General features: G+C 58.6%; 19 protein-coding genes and 1 pseudogene. 17 read left to right on the top strand and 3 right to left on the bottom strand.

Translation table 11 applies throughout. The annotated features are described in order from the left end of the window. Nucleotides 1–50 precede the first annotated feature (50 nt). From hslV to AC1MEA_RS05645, 7 genes are all read left to right on the top strand, one after another. On the top strand, nucleotides 51–581 hold the full coding sequence (hslV, locus tag AC1MEA_RS05615) for an ATP-dependent protease subunit HslV (RefSeq protein WP_219063576.1): 531 nt from the start codon (nucleotides 51–53) through the stop codon (nucleotides 579–581). A 67-nt stretch (nucleotides 582–648) separates the two neighbouring features. Next, complete coding sequence (gene hslU, locus AC1MEA_RS05620) at nucleotides 649–1,986, top strand: ATP-dependent protease ATPase subunit HslU (RefSeq protein WP_480917073.1); 1,338 nt, start codon at nucleotides 649–651, stop codon at nucleotides 1,984–1,986. A gap of 47 nt (nucleotides 1,987–2,033) precedes the next feature. Then, nucleotides 2,034–2,417 (top strand): gamma-butyrobetaine hydroxylase family protein, encoded by a 384-nt coding sequence (locus AC1MEA_RS05625; protein WP_480917074.1) that lies wholly within the window; start codon nucleotides 2,034–2,036, stop codon nucleotides 2,415–2,417. A gap of 343 nt (nucleotides 2,418–2,760) precedes the next feature. Next, nucleotides 2,761–4,440: a class II poly(R)-hydroxyalkanoic acid synthase gene (phaC, locus tag AC1MEA_RS05630; RefSeq protein WP_480917075.1), complete on the top strand. Its 1,680-nt coding sequence runs from the start codon at nucleotides 2,761–2,763 to the stop codon at nucleotides 4,438–4,440. 149 nt (nucleotides 4,441–4,589) lie between these two features. Then, nucleotides 4,590–5,444, top strand: a complete 855-nt coding sequence (gene phaZ / locus AC1MEA_RS05635; RefSeq protein ID WP_219063580.1) for a poly(3-hydroxyalkanoate) depolymerase — start codon at nucleotides 4,590–4,592, stop codon at nucleotides 5,442–5,444. A gap of 43 nt (nucleotides 5,445–5,487) precedes the next feature. After that, nucleotides 5,488–7,170, top strand: a complete 1,683-nt coding sequence (phaC, locus tag AC1MEA_RS05640; RefSeq protein ID WP_480917076.1) for a class II poly(R)-hydroxyalkanoic acid synthase — start codon at nucleotides 5,488–5,490, stop codon at nucleotides 7,168–7,170. A gap of 172 nt (nucleotides 7,171–7,342) precedes the next feature. Further along, nucleotides 7,343–7,957, top strand: a complete 615-nt coding sequence (locus AC1MEA_RS05645; protein WP_480917077.1) for a TetR/AcrR family transcriptional regulator — start codon at nucleotides 7,343–7,345, stop codon at nucleotides 7,955–7,957. Between the two features lie 121 nt (nucleotides 7,958–8,078). On the opposite strand, the gene AC1MEA_RS05650 is transcribed toward AC1MEA_RS05645, so the two are convergent. From AC1MEA_RS05650 to AC1MEA_RS05660, 3 genes are all read right to left on the bottom strand, one after another. After that, nucleotides 8,079–8,822 (bottom strand): phasin family protein, encoded by a 744-nt coding sequence (locus tag AC1MEA_RS05650; protein WP_480917078.1) that lies wholly within the window; start codon nucleotides 8,820–8,822, stop codon nucleotides 8,079–8,081. A 10-nt stretch (nucleotides 8,823–8,832) separates the two neighbouring features. After that, a complete protein-coding gene (locus AC1MEA_RS05655) occupies nucleotides 8,833–9,258 on the bottom strand; it encodes a phasin family protein (protein WP_480917079.1) in 426 nt (141 codons plus the stop codon). Between the two features lie 184 nt (nucleotides 9,259–9,442). Then, the gene (locus AC1MEA_RS05660; protein ID WP_480917080.1) at nucleotides 9,443–9,721 is read right to left on the bottom strand and encodes a polyhydroxyalkanoic acid system family protein; all 279 of its coding nucleotides are present in this window, start codon (nucleotides 9,719–9,721) and stop codon (nucleotides 9,443–9,445) included. A 149-nt stretch (nucleotides 9,722–9,870) separates the two neighbouring features. On the opposite strand from AC1MEA_RS05660, the gene ubiE reads away from it, so the two are divergent. From ubiE to AC1MEA_RS05710, 10 genes and pseudogenes are all read left to right on the top strand, one after another. Beyond that, the gene (ubiE, locus tag AC1MEA_RS05665; RefSeq protein WP_219063685.1) at nucleotides 9,871–10,641 is read left to right on the top strand and encodes a bifunctional demethylmenaquinone methyltransferase/2-methoxy-6-polyprenyl-1,4-benzoquinol methylase UbiE; all 771 of its coding nucleotides are present in this window, start codon (nucleotides 9,871–9,873) and stop codon (nucleotides 10,639–10,641) included. Continuing rightward, the gene (locus tag AC1MEA_RS05670) at nucleotides 10,641–11,264 is read left to right on the top strand and encodes a ubiquinone biosynthesis accessory factor UbiJ (protein WP_219063586.1); all 624 of its coding nucleotides are present in this window, start codon (nucleotides 10,641–10,643) and stop codon (nucleotides 11,262–11,264) included. Before ubiE ends, AC1MEA_RS05670 begins: the two co-directional genes overlap by 1 nt. Next, entirely contained in the window at nucleotides 11,261–12,880 is a 1,620-nt protein-coding gene (ubiB, locus tag AC1MEA_RS05675; RefSeq protein ID WP_480917081.1) for a ubiquinone biosynthesis regulatory protein kinase UbiB, read from the top strand. Before AC1MEA_RS05670 ends, ubiB begins: the two co-directional genes overlap by 4 nt. A gap of 69 nt (nucleotides 12,881–12,949) precedes the next feature. Next, complete coding sequence (gene hisI, locus AC1MEA_RS05680; protein WP_322177435.1) at nucleotides 12,950–13,351, top strand: phosphoribosyl-AMP cyclohydrolase; 402 nt, start codon at nucleotides 12,950–12,952, stop codon at nucleotides 13,349–13,351. Further along, nucleotides 13,344–13,676, top strand: coding sequence for a phosphoribosyl-ATP diphosphatase (locus tag AC1MEA_RS05685; RefSeq protein WP_219063589.1), 333 nt, complete (start codon nucleotides 13,344–13,346; stop codon nucleotides 13,674–13,676). Before hisI ends, AC1MEA_RS05685 begins: the two co-directional genes overlap by 8 nt. 26 nt (nucleotides 13,677–13,702) lie before the next feature. Then, a complete protein-coding gene (locus tag AC1MEA_RS05690) occupies nucleotides 13,703–13,966 on the top strand; it encodes a twin-arginine translocase TatA/TatE family subunit (RefSeq protein ID WP_219063590.1) in 264 nt (87 codons plus the stop codon). A 10-nt stretch (nucleotides 13,967–13,976) separates the two neighbouring features. Beyond that, nucleotides 13,977–14,459 (top strand): Sec-independent protein translocase protein TatB, encoded by a 483-nt coding sequence (gene tatB / locus AC1MEA_RS05695; protein ID WP_219063591.1) that lies wholly within the window; start codon nucleotides 13,977–13,979, stop codon nucleotides 14,457–14,459. Then, nucleotides 14,456–15,259 (top strand): twin-arginine translocase subunit TatC, encoded by an 804-nt coding sequence (gene tatC, locus AC1MEA_RS05700; protein ID WP_219063592.1) that lies wholly within the window; start codon nucleotides 14,456–14,458, stop codon nucleotides 15,257–15,259. The genes tatB and tatC overlap by 4 nt, the downstream gene beginning before the upstream one ends. After that, nucleotides 15,256–15,963, top strand: a complete 708-nt coding sequence (locus AC1MEA_RS05705; RefSeq protein ID WP_219063593.1) for a 16S rRNA (uracil(1498)-N(3))-methyltransferase — start codon at nucleotides 15,256–15,258, stop codon at nucleotides 15,961–15,963. Before tatC ends, AC1MEA_RS05705 begins: the two co-directional genes overlap by 4 nt. 282 nt (nucleotides 15,964–16,245) lie before the next feature. Beyond that, nucleotides 16,246–17,187: pseudogene (locus AC1MEA_RS05710) on the top strand (methyl-accepting chemotaxis protein); the annotation flags it as partial. Between the last annotated feature and the right edge of the window lie 50 nt (nucleotides 17,188–17,237).

The raw sequence follows: 17,237 nt of genomic DNA on the forward strand, positions 1-17,237 counted from the left end.
ATATGAGTTTCCACTAGGGCATTTTCGCCCCGCTGCGTGGAGACGCTCCCTTGACCACCATCGTTTCAGTGCGCCGTAACGGCAAAGTCGTCATGGCTGGCGACGGCCAGGTTTCTCTCGGCAATACCGTCATGAAAGGCAACGCGAAAAAAGTGCGTCGCCTGTATCACGGCGAAGTGATCGCCGGTTTCGCCGGAGCCACCGCCGATGCCTTCACCCTTTTCGAACGTTTCGAAGGCCAACTTGAAAAACACCAGGGCCATCTGGTTCGCGCGGCCGTTGAACTGGCTAAAGAATGGCGCACCGACCGCTCCCTGAGCCGCCTCGAAGCCATGCTGGCGGTCGCCAACAAGGATGCATCGCTGATCATCACGGGTAACGGCGATGTCGTTGAACCTGAAGACGGCCTGATTGCCATGGGCTCCGGCGGCCCCTACGCTCAAGCTGCCGCCCGCGCCCTGCTGATGAAAACCGAACTCTCGGCCCGCGAAATTGCCGAAACCGCACTGGGCATCGCTGCCGATATCTGCGTGTTCACCAACCACAACATCACCATTGAGGAGCAGGACCTCGCCGAATAAGCCGTTACCCATGCCGTTTGCATAAACAGCCATGCGCGCTTTTTTCAGCTAGAGGACCGCCACTATCATGTCTATGACTCCCCGTGAAATCGTCCACGAACTCAATCGCCACATCATTGGCCAGGACGATGCCAAGCGCGCCGTCGCCATCGCTTTGCGTAACCGCTGGCGCCGGATGCAGTTGCCTGAAGAACTGCGCGTCGAAGTCACGCCAAAAAACATTCTGATGATCGGCCCGACCGGTGTCGGTAAAACCGAAATCGCCCGTCGCCTGGCCAAACTGGCCAACGCGCCGTTCATCAAGGTCGAAGCGACCAAATTCACCGAAGTCGGCTATGTCGGCCGCGATGTCGAGTCGATCATTCGTGACCTGGCCGACGCCGCGATCAAGCTCCTGCGTGAACAGGAAATGACCAAGGTCCGCCACCGCGCCGAAGACGCTGCCGAAGAGCGCATCCTCGACGCCCTGCTGCCGCCCGCACGCGCAGGCTTCAACGAAGACGCGGCACCGAGCACCGATTCCAATACCCGTCAGCTGTTCCGCAAGCGCCTGCGTGAAGGTCAACTGGATGACAAGGACATCGAGATCGAAGTCGCCGAGTCCGTCGGGGTCGATATTTCCGCGCCGCCAGGCATGGAAGAGATGACCAACCAGTTGCAAAACCTGTTCGCCAACATGGGCAAGGGCAAAAAGAAAAGCCGCAAGCTCAAGGTCAAGGACGCACTGAAGCTGGTCCGCGACGAAGAAGCCGGGCGTCTGGTTAATGAAGAAGAGCTGAAAGCCAAGGCGCTGGAAGCGGTTGAGCAGCACGGTATCGTGTTTATCGATGAAATCGACAAGGTCGCCAGACGCGGTAATTCCGGTGGCGTCGACGTGTCCCGCGAAGGTGTGCAACGTGACCTGCTGCCACTGATCGAAGGCTGCACCGTGAACACCAAACTGGGCATGGTCAAGACCGACCACATCCTGTTCATTGCTTCCGGCGCGTTCCACCTGAGCAAGCCGAGCGATCTGGTGCCTGAGCTGCAAGGTCGTCTGCCGATTCGCGTTGAACTCAAGGCCCTGACACCCCAGGACTTCGAACGCATCCTCAGCGAGCCGCACGCGTCGCTGACCGAGCAATACCGCGAGCTGCTCAAGACCGAAGGCCTGAACATCGAGTTCTTGCCCGACGGCATCAAGCGCATCGCCGAGATTGCCTGGCAGGTCAACGAGAAGACCGAGAACATCGGTGCGCGTCGTTTGCACACCTTGCTTGAGCGCCTGCTCGAAGAGGTGTCCTTCAGTGCTGCTGACCTGGCCAGCGCGCAAGATGCAGAGACCATCCTGATCAACGCCGACTACGTCAACAGTCACCTGGGCGAACTGGCCAAGGACGAAGACCTCTCGCGGTATATCCTTTAAAACGCACTTAACTGGAACCGGCAGGGCCGCTCGCGGCCCTGAACCTCATGGCTAATACCAAGCTCCCCAGCGCAATCAATCTGCACAAAGCCTCGAAAACCCTGACGCTGAAATACGCGCCCGACGAGGAATACCACTTGAGCGCCGAGTTTTTGCGGGTGCATTCGCCATCGGCCGAAGTTCAGGGTCATGGCAAACCGATCCTGCAATTTGGCAAGCTTGGCGTGGGCTTGAGCAAAATCGAACCGGCCGGGCAATACGCACTAAAATTGACCTTCGACGACGGTCATGACAGCGGATTGTTCACGTGGGACTACCTGTACCAATTGGCGCAACGCCAGGAACAGCTGTGGGCCGATTATCTTGCCGAGCTCAAAGCCGCTGGTAAATCCCGCGACCCCTCCGAGCAAATCATCAAGCTGATGCTCTAGCTCAACCGTCTGACCTTTTAGGGCGACCTTTCTAATTCTGTTTGTTTCAATATTCCTCGCAGAGGCCAACGACTGGCCCTGCTTGCGATTTTTTGAAATCTCGGGTAACCAATAGATCTGGCAAGTTCCCTGCATTCAATCCGTGCAGAGCTGGCGCGTGCGATGACGCAACAGATGAGATCCTGCTGCCGCGAAAATGGCAGGACTCACCTTTGCGCAAACACCTGCCGGGAGCATGTGGTTTAGCCATCATCGGTCACCCGAGCAGTAGTACTGGCAGGCGCCTGTGTCACTGATCCACAGGGATGTCCGGTACTCGTCTCAGGACAATGGAGCGTCGTAGATGAGTAACAAGAACAACGATGACTTGCAGCGCCAAGCCTCTGAAAACACCCTGGGCCTAAACCCCGTGGTTGGCTTGCGGAGTAAAGATTTGCTGACCACTGCCCGGATGGTTCTAACCCAAGCCCTCAGGCAACCGTTCCACAGCGTCAAGCATGTCGCTCATTTCGGTATCGAACTGAAGAATGTGTTGCTCGGAAAATCCAGGCTGCAACCTGCCGGGGACGACCGTCGATTTGCTGACCCTGCCTGGAGTCAGAACCCACTGTATCGCCGTTATCTACAGACCTACCTGGCCTGGCGCAAGGAATTACACGACTGGATCGGTGACAGCAATCTGTCAGAACAAGACATTAATCGTGGTCACTTTGTGATCAATCTGATGACCGAAGCCATGTCGCCGACCAACAGCGCCGCCAACCCGGCTGCGGTCAAACGGTTTTTCGAAACCGGCGGCAAAAGCCTCCTCGACGGGTTGTCACACTTGGCCAAGGACCTGGTGCATAACGGCGGCATGCCGAGCCAGGTCAATATGGACGCCTTTGAAGTCGGCAAAAGCCTCGGCACCACCGAAGGCTCAGTGGTCTTTCGCAACGACGTGCTCGAACTGATCCAGTACAAACCGATTACCGAACAGGTGCTTGAGCGGCCGTTACTGGTCGTTCCACCGCAGATCAACAAGTTCTATGTGTTCGACCTGAGCCCGGAGAAAAGCCTGGCACGCTTCTGCCTGCGCGGTGGCGTGCAGACGTTTATCGTCAGCTGGCGCAACCCGACCAAGGCACAGCGCGAGTGGGGCCTGTCGACCTACATCGACGCGCTCAAGGAAGCGGTGGACGTGGTCCGCGCTATCACCGGCAGCAAAGACATCAACATGCTGGGCGCCTGCTCCGGCGGTATTACCTGCACTGCGCTGCTGGGTCACTATGCCGCGCTGGGCGAGCAGAAGGTCCATGCCCTGACGTTGTTGGTCAGCGTGCTGGACACCACCCTCGACAGCGAGGTCGCGCTGTTTGTCGACGAAAAGACCCTGGAATCGGCCAAGCGCCACTCCTATCAGGCGGGCGTACTGGAAGGCCGTGACATGGCCAAGATTTTCGCCTGGATGCGTCCCAATGACCTGATCTGGAATTACTGGGTCAACAATTACCTGCTGGGCAACGAACCGCCAGTCTTCGACATCCTGTTCTGGAACAACGACACCACCCGCCTGCCCGCCGCATTCCATGGCGACCTGATCGAGATGTTCAAGAGCAACCCGCTGATCCGCGCCAACGCCCTTGAAGTGTGCGGCACGCCGATCGACCTGAAGCAGGTCACCAGCGATGTGTTTTGCCTGGCAGGCACCAACGACCACATCACGCCATGGGGCTCGTGCTACAAATCGGCCCGTCTATTCGGCGGCAAGACTGAATTCGTATTGTCCAGCAGCGGCCATATCCAAAGCATTCTCAACCCGCCGGGCAACCCCAAATCACGCTACATGACCAACCCCGAGCTGCCGGTCGATGCTAAAGAATGGCAAGAGAACTCGAGCAAACACACCGATTCCTGGTGGCTTTACTGGCAAAACTGGCAGGCCGAGCGCTCAGGTAAATTGAAGAAGGCGCCGAGCGTGCTCGGCAACAAAGCACACCCGGCCGGCGAAGCTGCACCGGGCACTTACGTACACGAACGCTAAACAACAAAACAGGGTGCTGATGGGTCTCTGGAAGTGCCATCAGCCTTCGACGCGCGGTCATGTGACGAGCAGTAATACGAGGATCACCTCGACCCATCTGGCAAAGCTCAGGACGGCTTGGCCAGCGGTTTAACCCATAGGGCCCGCGCATGTCGAAACCGTTTGTTTTCCGTACCATCGACCTGGATGGCCACACCATCCGCACGGCCGTCCGCCCAGGCAAGGGTGATATGACACCGCTGCTGATTTTCAATGGCATCGGCGCCAACCTGGAACTGGTCTTCCCGTTCGTCGACGCGCTTGACCCGGACATGGAAGTGATCGCCTTCGATGTGCCGGGTGTCGGCGGCTCTTCCACACCCAGTCGCCCCTTTCGCTTTCCCGGGCTGGCCAAGCTGACGGCGCGGATGCTCGATTACCTGAACTACGGCCAGGTCAATGTGATCGGCGTGTCGTGGGGCGGCGCGTTAGCGCAACAGTTCGCCTACGACTATCCCGAGCGCTGCAAAAAACTGGTGCTCGCCGCGACGGCTGCCGGTGCGGTCATGGTGCCGGGCAAGCCTCGCGTGCTGTGGTTGATGGCCAGCCCACGGCGATATATTCAGCCGTCCCATGTGATACGCATCGCGCCAGAAATCTACGGCGGCGCCTTTCGTCGGGATCCTCACCTGGCCGCCAATCACGCCGCCAAGGTCCGATCGTCGGGCAAGCTGGGTTATTACTGGCAGCTGTTTGCCGGGATGGGCTGGACCAGCATCCATTGGCTGCACAAGATTCGTCAGCCGACATTAATCCTCGCGGGCGACGACGATCCGCTCATTCCTTTGATAAATATGCGCATGCTGGCTTGGCGGATACCCAATGCCCAGCTACACATAATCGATGATGGTCATTTATTTTTGATCACTCGGGCCGAAGCGGTGGCGCCCATCATCATGAAATTTCTGCTGGAGGAGCGGCAACGCGCGGTCATGCACCCGCATCCGACCCCGATTCATCGATAGGTAACAGGCTTTAGTCATGGCCTGACGAAGGAGTGTTGCCCCCATGCGAGACAAGCCAGCGAAGGGCTCTGTGCCCACCCCGGCCACATTCATCAATGCGCAAAGTGTCATCAGTGGTTTGCGCGGGCGAGACGTGTTTTCCACGCTGCGCAGCGTGGCCGTCCAAAGCCTGCGTCACCCGGTTCACAGCGCACGTCATGTGCTGGCGCTGGGCGGTCAGTTGGGTCGCGTCATACTGGGTGACAACCTGCACACACCCAACCCCCGTGACAGCCGCTTCGCGGATCCGACGTGGCTGCAAAACCCCCTCTATCGACGTGGGCTGCAGGCCTATCTGAGCTGGCAGCATCAGCTCAAGAGCTGGATCGATGACAGCGAGATGTCCGAGGATGATCGCGCCCGCGCGCACTTCATCCTCTCCTTGCTCAGCGATGCCCTGTCACCCTCCAACACCCTGCTCAACCCGCTGGCGGTCAAGGAACTGTTCAACTCCGGCGGCAGCAGCGTGTTCAAGGGCATCAGCCATCTGGTAGATGACCTGATGCACAACAATGGCCTGCCCAGCCAGATCACCAAAGATGCATTCGAGGTCGGCAAGACCGTCGCCACCACCCCCGGTGCCGTCGTGTTTCGCAACGAGCTGCTGGAGCTGATGCAGTACAAGCCGATGAGCGAAAAACAGTACGCCCGGCCACTGCTGGTCGTTCCGCCGCAAATCAACAAGTACTACATTTTCGACCTCAGCCCGACCAATAGCTTCGTCCAGTACGCGCTGAAAAACGGCCTGCAAGTGTTCATGATCAGCTGGCGCAACCCGGATGTGCGTCATCGCGAATGGGGGCTGTCCAGCTACGTCGAAGCCATCGAAGAAGCGATGAACGTGTGCCGCGCCATTACTGGCAGCCGCGAAGTGAACCTGTTGGGTGCCTGCGCCGGCGGCCTGACCATGGCCGCACTGCAAGGCCATCTCCAGGCCAAGCGGCAAATGCGCCGGGTCTCCAGCGCTACCTATCTGGTCAGCCTGCTGGACAGCCAGATCGACAGCGCAGCGACCTTGTTCGTCGATGAAGAGACCCTGGAAGCCGCCAAGCGCCGCTCTTACCAACAAGGTGTACTTGATGGCCGCGACATGGCGAAAATCTTCGCCTGGATGCGCCCCAACGATTTGATCTGGAATTACTGGGTCAATAACTACCTGCTGGGCAAGGCGCCGCCGCCCTTCGACATCCTCTACTGGAACAACGACAGCACACGCCTGCCGGCCGCCCTGCATGGCGACTTGCTGGACTTCTTCAAGTACAACCCACTCAGCCACCCCGGCGGCCTGGAAGTGTGCGGCACGCCCGTTGACCTGCAAAAAGTCACCGTGGACAGCTTCAGCGTGGCGGGGATCAATGACCACATCACGCCATGGGACGCGGTCTATCGCTCGACCTTGCTGCTCGGGGGCGACCGGCGCTTCTTGCTGGCCAACAGTGGTCACGTACAAAGCATCCTCAACCCGCCTGGCAACCCCAAATCGAGCTACATCGAAAACAGCAAACTCAGCAGCGATCCCCGAGCCTGGTACTACGATGGAAAAACCGTCGAAGGCAGCTGGTGGCCGACCTGGCTGGACTGGATTCAGCAGCGCTCCGGCGCACAACGAGAAACCCACATGGCCCTCGGCAACCAGAACTACCCACCGATGGAGTCCGCGCCTGGAACCTATGTGCGCGTTCGTTAAAGTCTTGTCTTCACCCGCCCCTGTAGGAGCTGACTTGTCTGCGATCCGGTGCGAAGCGCCGGCAAAAAACAGGCGAACTCACTACCGCCTGAAGGCCCTCTGGGCCTTATCGCAGGCAAGCCTGCTCCTACAAGTTGACGTGTATTCCTGAAACCCCACACAAGAAGACTGGATGAAAACCCGCGACCGGATCCTTGAATGCGCCCTGCACTTGTTCAATCAACAGGGCGAACCTAACGTCTCGACCCTGGAAATCGCTAACGAACTGGGGATCAGCCCCGGCAATCTCTACTACCACTTTCATGGCAAAGAGCCGCTGGTCATGGGCTTGTTCGAGCGTTTTCAAACAGAGCTGTCGCCGCTGCTCAATCCACCGGCCAACGCGCAATTGGCGCCGGAAGAATACTGGGTGTTTCTGCACCTGATCGTCGAGCGCCTGTCGCACTACCGCTTCCTGTTCCAGGACCTGTCCAACCTCGCTGGCCGCCTGCCAAAACTGGCACGCGGTATCCGTAATCTGCTCAACGCACTCAAACGCACCCTCGCGTCATTACTGGCACAGCTGAAAGCACAGGGGCAACTGGTCAGCGACACACAAGCGCTGGGGCAACTGGTGGAACAGATCAGCATGACCCTGCTGTTCTCCCTGGACTACCAACGCATCCTCGGCAAAGAAGGCGAAGTACGCGTCGTTGTCTACCAGATCATGATGCTGGTCGCGCCCCACCTGATCCCCGACTCGCGGCAGGGCGTGGAGAAGCTGGCGATGCATTATCTGGAGGAGTAGCCGAAACCGACCACTCCATCCCACAACGACTCGTCACGTGCGGCACTTATGTCCCCGTAACAGGTAACGCACAAACGAAAAAGCCCGACCTTGCGGCCGGGCTTTTGGCAGTTCCTGAAAATCAGGACTGGCTGGCGGGCGTCGACGCAGTGGTCGTTGCTGGCGCTGGGGTTGTCGCTGAAGCAGCAACGGCAGTTGGCGTAGCTGCTACTGCTGGTTTGGCAGCCGCGGGCTTCGGTGCTGCTGCTTTCTTCACTGCGGGTGCTTTCGCTGCTGCGGGCTTGGCGGCTGGTTTAGCTGCCGGTTTCGCGGCAACAGGCTTGGCAACCGGTTTAACGGCTGGCTTGGCGGCTGCCGTTTTGGCCGGTGCTTTAACCGCGGGTTTGGCCGCTGCCTTGGCCACGGGTTTAGCAGCAGGTTTTGCAGCCGCTTTGGACGACACAGAAGCCACCGACGCACCGGTCAGTTTCTCGATTTGCTTGGTCAGGAGATCGACCTTGCTGTGCAGCGCTTTGACTTCGTTGCGGCTCGGGACACCAAGGCGCGAGATGGCGCTGTTCAGGCGTTTGTCGAAAGCACCTTCGAGCTCACTCCATTTACCCAGCGCAAGGTCCTTGACGTCGCCGACTCGGGATTTTGCCGATTGCGCTGTTGCCTTCGCTGCATCGACTTGCTTGTCGACGCCGCTCTTGGTCTGCTTTTCGGCCTTCTCGCCGTCTTTGACCAGGGTTTCGAAAAGCTTACTGCCGTCATTGCTGATTTTCGAGTAAGCGCCTAAACCAGCCAGCCAGATTTGACGGGAGTATTTTTCAACCTCGCCAATCCAGGAGCTGCCTTCTTTTTCAATTTTCTTTTTGCCAGCCATCCCGATCTCCTTATTGTTTATGCGCGACACGTTCAAGCAATGCCGTCAGCCCATCGAGCTTAGCAGAGAGTGTCTCAACATCATGTTTAGACGCAATGCCAAAACGATTCAAGGCGCGGGCAACACGGTGGTCAAAAGCCTTCTCGACTTTATGAAGTTGCACTTCGAACTTGCCCTTGACGCCGTTCACGTCTTCTTTGATCGTGTCGATCTCGCTGTTGGCTGCATCGAGTTGCTTATCGACGATTTTCTTACCCTTTTTTTCAACTTCTTCGCCGGTCTTGATCAAGTCTTTTACGTACTCGGCGCCTTCCTGGCCAGCCTTGGAGTAGGCACCCAGGCCAGCCAGCCAGATTTTGCGGGCATACAGTTTTACTTCCGAAAGGGCCGTGGCTTGCTCGGCATCAACTTTCTTCTTCAGGGCTACTTTGGCCATGGTGCACCTCACGCTCAAAAAGGTTGGAGGAACTGCCCACGGGGTTGATGGGCATGAGCACAAAGTAATCAGAAAAATTAGAATGCTCACCCTAGGTTGGTGGCTATTTTGCGGGGCGACGGGCTGTGGAGGGGGAACGCGTTTAATCGATAAACATCACACAGCCGCGAGGGGATTCAGGGATTCAAGCCTGCAGTTCTTTGTCCAGGACCCTCTCGACCTCGGATTTGATCGCGCCGCTCATTGCCGACAGGAAGAAGTTCAGCTCGATGCTGACCCTGATCAATGTGTCTTGGACCTCGATTTTCCCCTTGGCGCCCTTACCCTCGAGTTCCACCACATCGCCTGACCATGTCGGTTTCAGCGCATATTTATCCGCAAGCTTGAGCACCAGGTGCTCGGCCTTTTCCCGCGCGGCTTCGCGGCCAAGGGCGTGTTCACGTTCAACAGTTATTTGGGCCATGCAAGGACTCCTTGGTCGGTTTCGAGCCACATTCTATATCGCGCCACCATGAGCAGCGAGACCAAGAGGAAACGTCAACCATGAGCCTTGTCAAGACAAAGGCTGCCCCGACGATTAGAATGGCCGCACTTTATTCCGGTGACAGCGATATGAACGATCCGCGCAAAGGCAGCGATGCCGAACCCACCACTCACTTCGGCTACAAAAACGTACCGGAAAGCCAGAAAGCCGAGAAAGTCGCTGAGGTTTTCCACTCCGTTGCGGCCAAGTACGACTTGATGAACGACCTGCTGTCCGGTGGCATGCACCGGCTGTGGAAGCGCTTTGCTATCGAGTTGTCTGGCGTCCGCACGGGCAACCGCGTGCTGGACATCGCTGGCGGTACTGGCGACCTGGCAAGAAAGTTTTCGCATCTGGTCGGCCCGACCGGCGAAGTCGTACTGGCGGACATCAACGCCTCGATGTTGAAGGTCGGTCGCGACCGTCTGCTGGATCTGGGTGTGGCGGGCAACGTCAAGTTCGTCCAGGCCGACGCGGAAAAGCTACCGTTCCCGGACAACCATTTCGACTGCGTGACCATCGCCTTCGGTCTGCGCAACGTGACGCATAAAGAAGACGCCCTGCGCTCGATGCTGCGAGTCCTCAAGCCCGGCGGTCGCCTGTTGGTCCTGGAGTTTTCCAAACCGACCAACGCGCTGATGTCCAAGGCCTACGACGCTTACTCGTTCGCGTTCATGCCGTTGATGGGCAAACTGATTACCAATGACTCGGAAAGCTACCGCTATCTGGCGGAGTCGATCCGCATGCACCCGAATCAGGAAACCCTCAAGTCGATGATGGTAGAAGCCGGTTTCGACCGTGTGACCTATCACAACATGACCGCCGGCATCGTTGCCCTGCATCGCGGCATCAAGCCCTGATGTTACTCAGCGGCTTGCTCGCCAGCGTCGAGCTCGGCATCAACCGTGTGCTGCGCATGGACAGCACTGCCCTGCCACGCCTCGAACGCCTGGCAGGCAAGATGATTGCAGTCGATTGCCGTAACCCGGCCTTTCAGCTGTTCATTTTGCCCAGCGATGAAGGCTTGCTGTTGGCGGCTCACTGGGCCGCCGAGGCCGACTGTACCCTGCGTGCGCCAGCCTCGAGTTTGCTGCGCCTGGCCCTGAGCCAGGACAAAACCGCCGTGCTGCATGGCCCTGAAGTCGAGCTTGAAGGCGACAGCGCCGTGCTGCTGGAACTGGTCGGCGTACTGCAAGACCTTGAGCTGGACTGGGAGTACGAACTCTCGCGCTGGCTCGGTCCGGTCGCCAGTTCGTTGCTCGGGGGCCAATTGCGCAGCAGCGCCCGCTGGACCCACGACAGCCTGGCCAACCTCACGCACAACCTCGCCGACTACCTCAGTGAGGAGTCGCGAACCCTGGTGGGTCAACGTGAAGCCGAAGCCCGCTTCGCTGAGCTGGACCAGACCAAGCTCGACCTTGAACGTCTCGAGGCGCGCTTCGAGCGCCTTGCCCTCTCCCTCAAATCCAGCGATAACGCATGAAGCTGCTTGCCGTCCGCCGTCTGTTTCGCATCCAACGCGTCGTGATCCGCTACCGTCTCGATGACTTGTTGTTTGCCCTGCCGTTACCCTGGTGGATGCTCGCCCTGCGTTACGCCATGCCGTGGCGCTGGTTCCCGCGTAAACCCCTGGAGCTGAGCCGTGGCGCACGCTTGCGCATGGCACTGCAGGACCTCGGGCCGATTTTCATCAAATTCGGGCAACTGCTTTCCACCCGCCGCGATCTGCTCCCCGAGGACATCGCCGACGAGTTGATGCACTTGCAAGACCGCGTGCCACCGTTCGATTCGCAGCAGGCCATCGACCTGATCGAAGAACAGCTCGGCGCAAAAATCAGTGCCGTGTTCAGCCGCTTCGATGTCGCACCGCTGGCCTCTGCCTCAGTCGCGCAGGTGCATGCCGCGCAGCTGAAAACCGGCGAAGAAGTGGTGGTCAAGGTCGTGCGCCCTGGCCTCAAACCGATCATCAGCCAGGATCTGGCATGGTTGTTTATACTGGCCCGCGTGGCCGAACGGCTCTCGGCCGATGCACGTCTGCTGCATCCGGTAGAGGTGGTCAGCGATTACGAAAAGACCATCTACGACGAACTCGACTTGTTGCGCGAGGCCGCCAACTCCAGCCAGCTGCGACGCAACTTCGAAGGCTCGCCGCTGCTCTACGTGCCTCAAGTCTATTGGGACTGGTGCCGCCCCAAAGTACTGGTGATGGAGCGCATCTACGGCATTCAGGTCACCGACCTCGCGACCCTGGCCGATCAGCGCACCGACATGAAAATGCTCGCCGAACGCGGCGTGGAGATTTTCTTCACCCAAGTGTTTCGCGACAGCTTCTTTCATGCCGACATGCATCCCGGCAACATCTTCGTCAGCACCGTGCAGCCCTGGAGCCCGCAGTACATTGCCATCGACTGCGGCATCGTCGGCAGCCTGACGCCTGAAGATCAAGACTATCTGGCGCGCAACCTGTTTGCGTTCTTCAAGCGTGACTATCGCCGCGTGGCCCAGTTGCACATCGATTCGGGCTGGGTGCCAGCGCATACCAAACTCAACGAATTCGAAGCCGCGATTCGTACCGTTTGCGAACCGATTTTCGAGAAGCCGCTTAAAGACATTTCGTTCGGTCAGGTGCTGATGCGCCTGTTCCAGACCGCACGACGCTTCAACATGGAAGTTCAGCCACAACTGGTGCTGTTACAAAAAACCCTGCTCAACATCGAGGGTCTGGGGCGCCAGCTGTACCCGGAACTTGACCTGTGGAGCACCGCTCAACCGTTTCTGGAGCGCTGGATGCGCGAGCGCGTCAGCCCGAAAACCCTGCTGAACAACCTGCACTCGCAGGTCGAACAGATACCCCACTTGGCCAACATGACCCGCGACCTGCTGGAGCGCATGTCCCAGCCCCACGCCTCCGCCCCGCAGCCCGCGTGGCGTGAGCGTGGCGACGGCTGGGCGTTGCGTCTGACTGGCGCGGGTTTACTGGCAGGCGGCGCGGTACTGGGCTCGACCCTGGCCGCCAGCGGCACGGCCCTGGTCTCGCTGGGAGCGTGGCCAGCCTGGATCATGTTGGTGGCAGGTCTGTATCTGGTCGTGCGCCGATAGCCAGCAGCGCAGGTCGCTGGCACACTATTCAATCGCCGAGGCCTCAAGGCCCGGCTTGCGGAGTCGACGATGAAAGACTGGCTGGACGAGATTCACTGGAACAGCGATGGTTTGGTGCCTGCGATTGCCCAGGACCATGAAACCGGACGTGTGCTGATGATGGCCTGGATGAATCGCGAAGCGCTGAGCTTGACCGCGACCGAGAACCGGGCCATTTATTGGTCGCGTTCCCGTGGCAAACTCTGGCGCAAAGGTGAAGAATCCGGGCATGTGCAGAAGCTCCACGAATTGCGCCTGGACTGCGATGCCGACGTGATTATCCTGAAGGTCGAACAGATCGGCGGGATTGCCTGCCACACGGGTCGTGAAAGCTGCTTCTACCGGGTGTACGACGATGCCGGCTGGAAGGTCGTCGACCCGGTGCTCAAAGACCCGCACGCTATCTATCAGGCAGGACACACACATGACTGACACCCTGGCCCGTCTGGCCGAAGTGCTTGAAGCACGCAAGGGCGCCGCTGCCGACAGTTCTTATGTCGCCAGCCTGTACCACAAGGGTTTGAACAAGATTCTGGAAAAGGTCGGTGAAGAATCGGTCGAAACCATCATCGCTGCCAAGGATGCCGCCATCAGCGGTGATTGCAGTGATGTCATCTATGAGACGGCGGACCTGTGGTTTCACAGCATGGTGATGCTTGCAGCTTTGGGTCAGCATCCGCAAGCTGTACTCGATGAACTGGATCGGCGCTTCGGGCTGTCCGGGCACGCTGAAAAAGCCGCACGCTCTGCCGACTAAACACGCACCTCGAGGAGGAAAGTTTCATGGGTATTTTTGACTGGAAACACTGGCTCATCATTTTGGTTGTCGTCGTATTGGTGTTCGGCACCAAGAAACTCAAAGGTCTGGGTACAGATGTTGGCGAGTCGATCAAGGGCTTTCGCAAAGCCATGAACGATGAAGAAAAACCTGCTGAACAGCAGCCGCCGATGCAACCGCAGCAGGCGCCTCAGGGTTCGACCCTGCATGAGCCACAGACCATCGACGCGCAAGCACATAAAGTCGAAGAGCCAATCCGCAAAGACTAGGTCGTGTTGAATGTTTGGTATCAGCTTCTCTGAACTGCTGCTCGTTGGTCTCGTCGCCCTGCTGGTGCTTGGTCCCGAGCGCCTGCCGGGTGCGGCGCGTACCGCTGGCCTTTGGGTCGGGCGGCTGAAACGCAGCTTCAATGCGATCAAACAGGAAGTTGAGCGCGAAATCGGTGCCGATGAAATCCGCCGACAGCTGCACAACGAGCACATCCTGTCGTTAGAGCAGGAAGCCAAAAAGATTTTCGCGCCGCAACAGACACCGGTCGAGCCCGTCGCTACGGTCAGCCCGCCAGTCGAGGCCCAGACCATCGCGCCGCCGACACCGGCATCGCTGCCCGAAACGCCCGTCGTCGCGGCTGAACCCGTTGCCGTTGTCCCGGCCGCTATTGCTCCAGCAGCTCCAGCCGAGGCTGCCCCGGTCGCACACGTCAGCCCGGTGCCAAGCGCACCGCCCGTCAACGATTCATCTTTGCCACCGCGAGCCCCATGAGCGCTGATATCCCGGAAAACGATCAGCAAATGCCGCTGATCTCGCACCTCACCGAGCTGCGCACACGCCTGTTGCGTTGCGTTGTGGCAATTTTCCTGATCTTTGCCGGGTTGTTTTACTTCACCCAGAAGATCTACACCCTGGTCTCCGCACCTCTGCGGGTGTATTTGCCCGAAGGCGCGACGATGATCGCCACCGACGTGGCCTCGCCGTTCCTGACACCGTTCAAGCTCACCATGATGTGCTCGCTGTTTCTGGCGATGCCGGTGATCCTGCATCAGATATGGGGCTTTATTGCACCCGGCCTGTACAAGCATGAAAAACGTGTCGCCGTACCATTGCTGGTTTCGAGCATTATCCTGTTCTATTCAGGCATGGCCTTCGCGTACTTTTTGGTGTTCCCGCTGATTTTCCACTTCTTCGCCAGCGTGACCCCGGAAGGCGTTTCGATGATGACTGACATCGCCAGTTACCTGGACTTTGTCATGACCTTGTTCTTCGCCTTCGGTGTCGCTTTCGAGATCCCGGTAGCCGTGGTGCTGTTGGTGTGGATCGGCATCGTCGACGTCGCCTACCTGAAAAAAATGCGCCCGTACGTGGTCATTGGCTGCTTCGTGGTCGGCATGATCCTGACGCCGCCGGACATCTTTTCGCAGACATTGCTCGCGGTGCCCATGTGGCTGCTGTTCGAGATCGGCGTGCTGTGCAGCGGCTTGATCGTCAAGCGTGGCGATCACCCGGATGACCAGCCGGATGAGGACTCTGACAAACAAGACCAGCCGCCTGCGACCCAGCCGTGAATCTGCTGCTGCTCGAAGAAGCTGACTTTATCGCAGCTGACAGAGTCATCCTGCGCGACCGCCGCCTCAAGCACATGCAAGAGGTGCATCGCGCAGTGGTTGGCGACAGCCTGCGCGTAGGCCGCATCGGTGGCTTGCTCGGCACTGGCGAACTGCTGCGCCTGGAAAGCCATGAAGCCGAATTGCAGATCAGCCTTGACCGCGCGCCACCGGCCAAACTGCCCCTGACCCTGCTGCTGGCCTTGCCCAGGCCGAAGATGCTGCGCCGGGTGTTCCAGACAGTCGCAACCATGGGCGTGCCCAGGGTGATTCTGCTCAACAGCTATCGGGTGGAAAAAAGCTTCTGGCAAACACCGTTTCTGGAGCCCGAAGCCATCCGTGAACAGCTTGTATTGGGTCTGGAACAGGCACGCGACTGCGTCCTGCCAGAGATTCTGATCGAAAAACGCTTCAAACCGTTCGTCGAAGACCGTCTGCCTCAACTGGTTGAAGGCAGCCTCGGCCTTGTCGGTCATCCGGGTGACTACCCTGCCTGCCCGCGTGGCACTGATCAGTCCGTCACGCTGGCCATTGGCCCGGAAGGCGGCTGGATCCCCTACGAAATCGACTTGCTGAGCAAGGCTGGCCTCCAGCCGGTCCAGCTCGGCGAACGTATCCTGCGAGTCGAAACGGCTGTCACGGCCCTGCTCGCTCGCCTGTTCTAAAAAGATTCCCGCACCCGTCCGCAAGACTCGATTACGACGCAGCATGGAGCAATGGTCGAAATCTCCTACGTAATTAGTCCGACTTTATCGACCAACGCGCTTCAGTTCCGATCCCGGCGGCCGATGCAGGAGGACGCTACAACACGTTCACCCCAAGGAGCCGTCATGTACAGCTGGTTAGTCCGAAGCCTCGGAAATATAAGTGTCAGCCTGAAACTGGGTATCGGCTTCGGTCTGGTGCTGTTGCTCACAATCGTTATCACCCTTACGGGCTGGCAGGGCATGACGTCCCTGATTGAGCGAAGTGACAAGCTGGCGTCCATCACCCAACTCAATGACTTGAGCAGGGACCTGCGTGTCACCCGACAACATTACGAAGTGCAACTTAACGCTGAATCTGCAGCTGCAGTAACTGGCGTTCTCGATAAGATTGAGCAAAATCTGCGCACTGCAAAAGCCACAATTCAGAACAAGGCTGACCTGGACATGCTCGATGAGCAGACCCAGGCCACCGCAAGTTACCGTCGCGCTTTCGCCGACATGACCCAAGCCGTTCAAACCCGCGAAGCGAGCCGAGTGAATCTGGACGCTACCGCCGACCGTGCCGCGGAGCACGTCTCTGGCATCGAGGAATCGTTGCTCAAGGGCGATAGCATTCTGGCGTTCAACAGTGTTGTGGAGCTGAGCAAGCTGATCCAGCAGGCGCACCTTCAGGTGCGCAGCTACACCTACAGTGGCAAGCCAGAATTCGAGAAAAACGCCAACGCCGCTATCGACGCAGCGCTGACCGGGCTTAACACCCTGCCCGGCTCGATACCGTCCGAGTATCTGGGCAAGCTCAAAGACGCCAGCGATGCCCTCAAGGCCTATCGCAGTGCAGTGGGCCAATACCGTGATGCCCAACTGCTGAACCAGCAAGCGCTGACGAAAATGTCGGGGCTGGGAGACCGCCTGCTGACACTCAGCGCCCAACTGTCTGCTTCACAAAACCTCAAGAGCGATGCTGACAGCGCTAAAGCCCGCTCCATGCTCGGCATCGCAACGGCACTGGCACTGCTGTTCGGTGTCATTGCGGCCTGGGCTATCACCCGCCAGATCGTCACCCCGCTGCTGCACACGCTCCACGTCGTGGAGCGCGTCGCTTCAGGTGATTTGAGCCAGGATTTACACGTCGAGCGCAAGGACGAGATAGGCCAGTTGCAGAACAGTATTCAGCGCATGACCATCAGCCTGCGCGCATTGATTGGAGGCATCAGCGACAGCGTGACGCAAAT

The sequence above is a fragment of the Pseudomonas sp. ASL8 genome (genome assembly GCF_056680355.1).

Bases quoted from the DNA above. Each gene is read 5' to 3' on its own strand.
- hslU (WP_480917073.1), top strand. From the start codon at position 649: ATGTCTATGACTCCCCGTGAAATCGTCCACGAACTCAATCGCCACATC.
- AC1MEA_RS05625 (WP_480917074.1), top strand. From the start codon at position 2,034: ATGGCTAATACCAAGCTCCCCAGCGCAATCAATCTGCACAAAGCCTCG.
- phaC (WP_480917075.1), top strand. From the start codon at position 2,761: ATGAGTAACAAGAACAACGATGACTTGCAGCGCCAAGCCTCTGAAAAC.
- phaZ (WP_219063580.1), top strand. From the start codon at position 4,590: ATGTCGAAACCGTTTGTTTTCCGTACCATCGACCTGGATGGCCACACC.
- phaC (WP_480917076.1), top strand. From the start codon at position 5,488: ATGCGAGACAAGCCAGCGAAGGGCTCTGTGCCCACCCCGGCCACATTC.
- AC1MEA_RS05645 (WP_480917077.1), top strand. From the start codon at position 7,343: ATGAAAACCCGCGACCGGATCCTTGAATGCGCCCTGCACTTGTTCAAT.
- AC1MEA_RS05650 (WP_480917078.1), bottom strand. From the start codon at position 8,822: ATGGCTGGCAAAAAGAAAATTGAAAAAGAAGGCAGCTCCTGGATTGGC.
- AC1MEA_RS05655 (WP_480917079.1), bottom strand. From the start codon at position 9,258: ATGGCCAAAGTAGCCCTGAAGAAGAAAGTTGATGCCGAGCAAGCCACG.
- AC1MEA_RS05660 (WP_480917080.1), bottom strand. From the start codon at position 9,721: ATGGCCCAAATAACTGTTGAACGTGAACACGCCCTTGGCCGCGAAGCC.
- ubiE (WP_219063685.1), top strand. From the start codon at position 9,871: ATGAACGATCCGCGCAAAGGCAGCGATGCCGAACCCACCACTCACTTC.
- AC1MEA_RS05670 (WP_219063586.1), top strand. From the start codon at position 10,641: ATGTTACTCAGCGGCTTGCTCGCCAGCGTCGAGCTCGGCATCAACCGT.
- ubiB (WP_480917081.1), top strand. From the start codon at position 11,261: ATGAAGCTGCTTGCCGTCCGCCGTCTGTTTCGCATCCAACGCGTCGTG.
- hisI (WP_322177435.1), top strand. From the start codon at position 12,950: ATGAAAGACTGGCTGGACGAGATTCACTGGAACAGCGATGGTTTGGTG.
- AC1MEA_RS05685 (WP_219063589.1), top strand. From the start codon at position 13,344: ATGACTGACACCCTGGCCCGTCTGGCCGAAGTGCTTGAAGCACGCAAG.
- AC1MEA_RS05690 (WP_219063590.1), top strand. From the start codon at position 13,703: ATGGGTATTTTTGACTGGAAACACTGGCTCATCATTTTGGTTGTCGTC.
- tatB (WP_219063591.1), top strand. From the start codon at position 13,977: ATGTTTGGTATCAGCTTCTCTGAACTGCTGCTCGTTGGTCTCGTCGCC.
- tatC (WP_219063592.1), top strand. From the start codon at position 14,456: ATGAGCGCTGATATCCCGGAAAACGATCAGCAAATGCCGCTGATCTCG.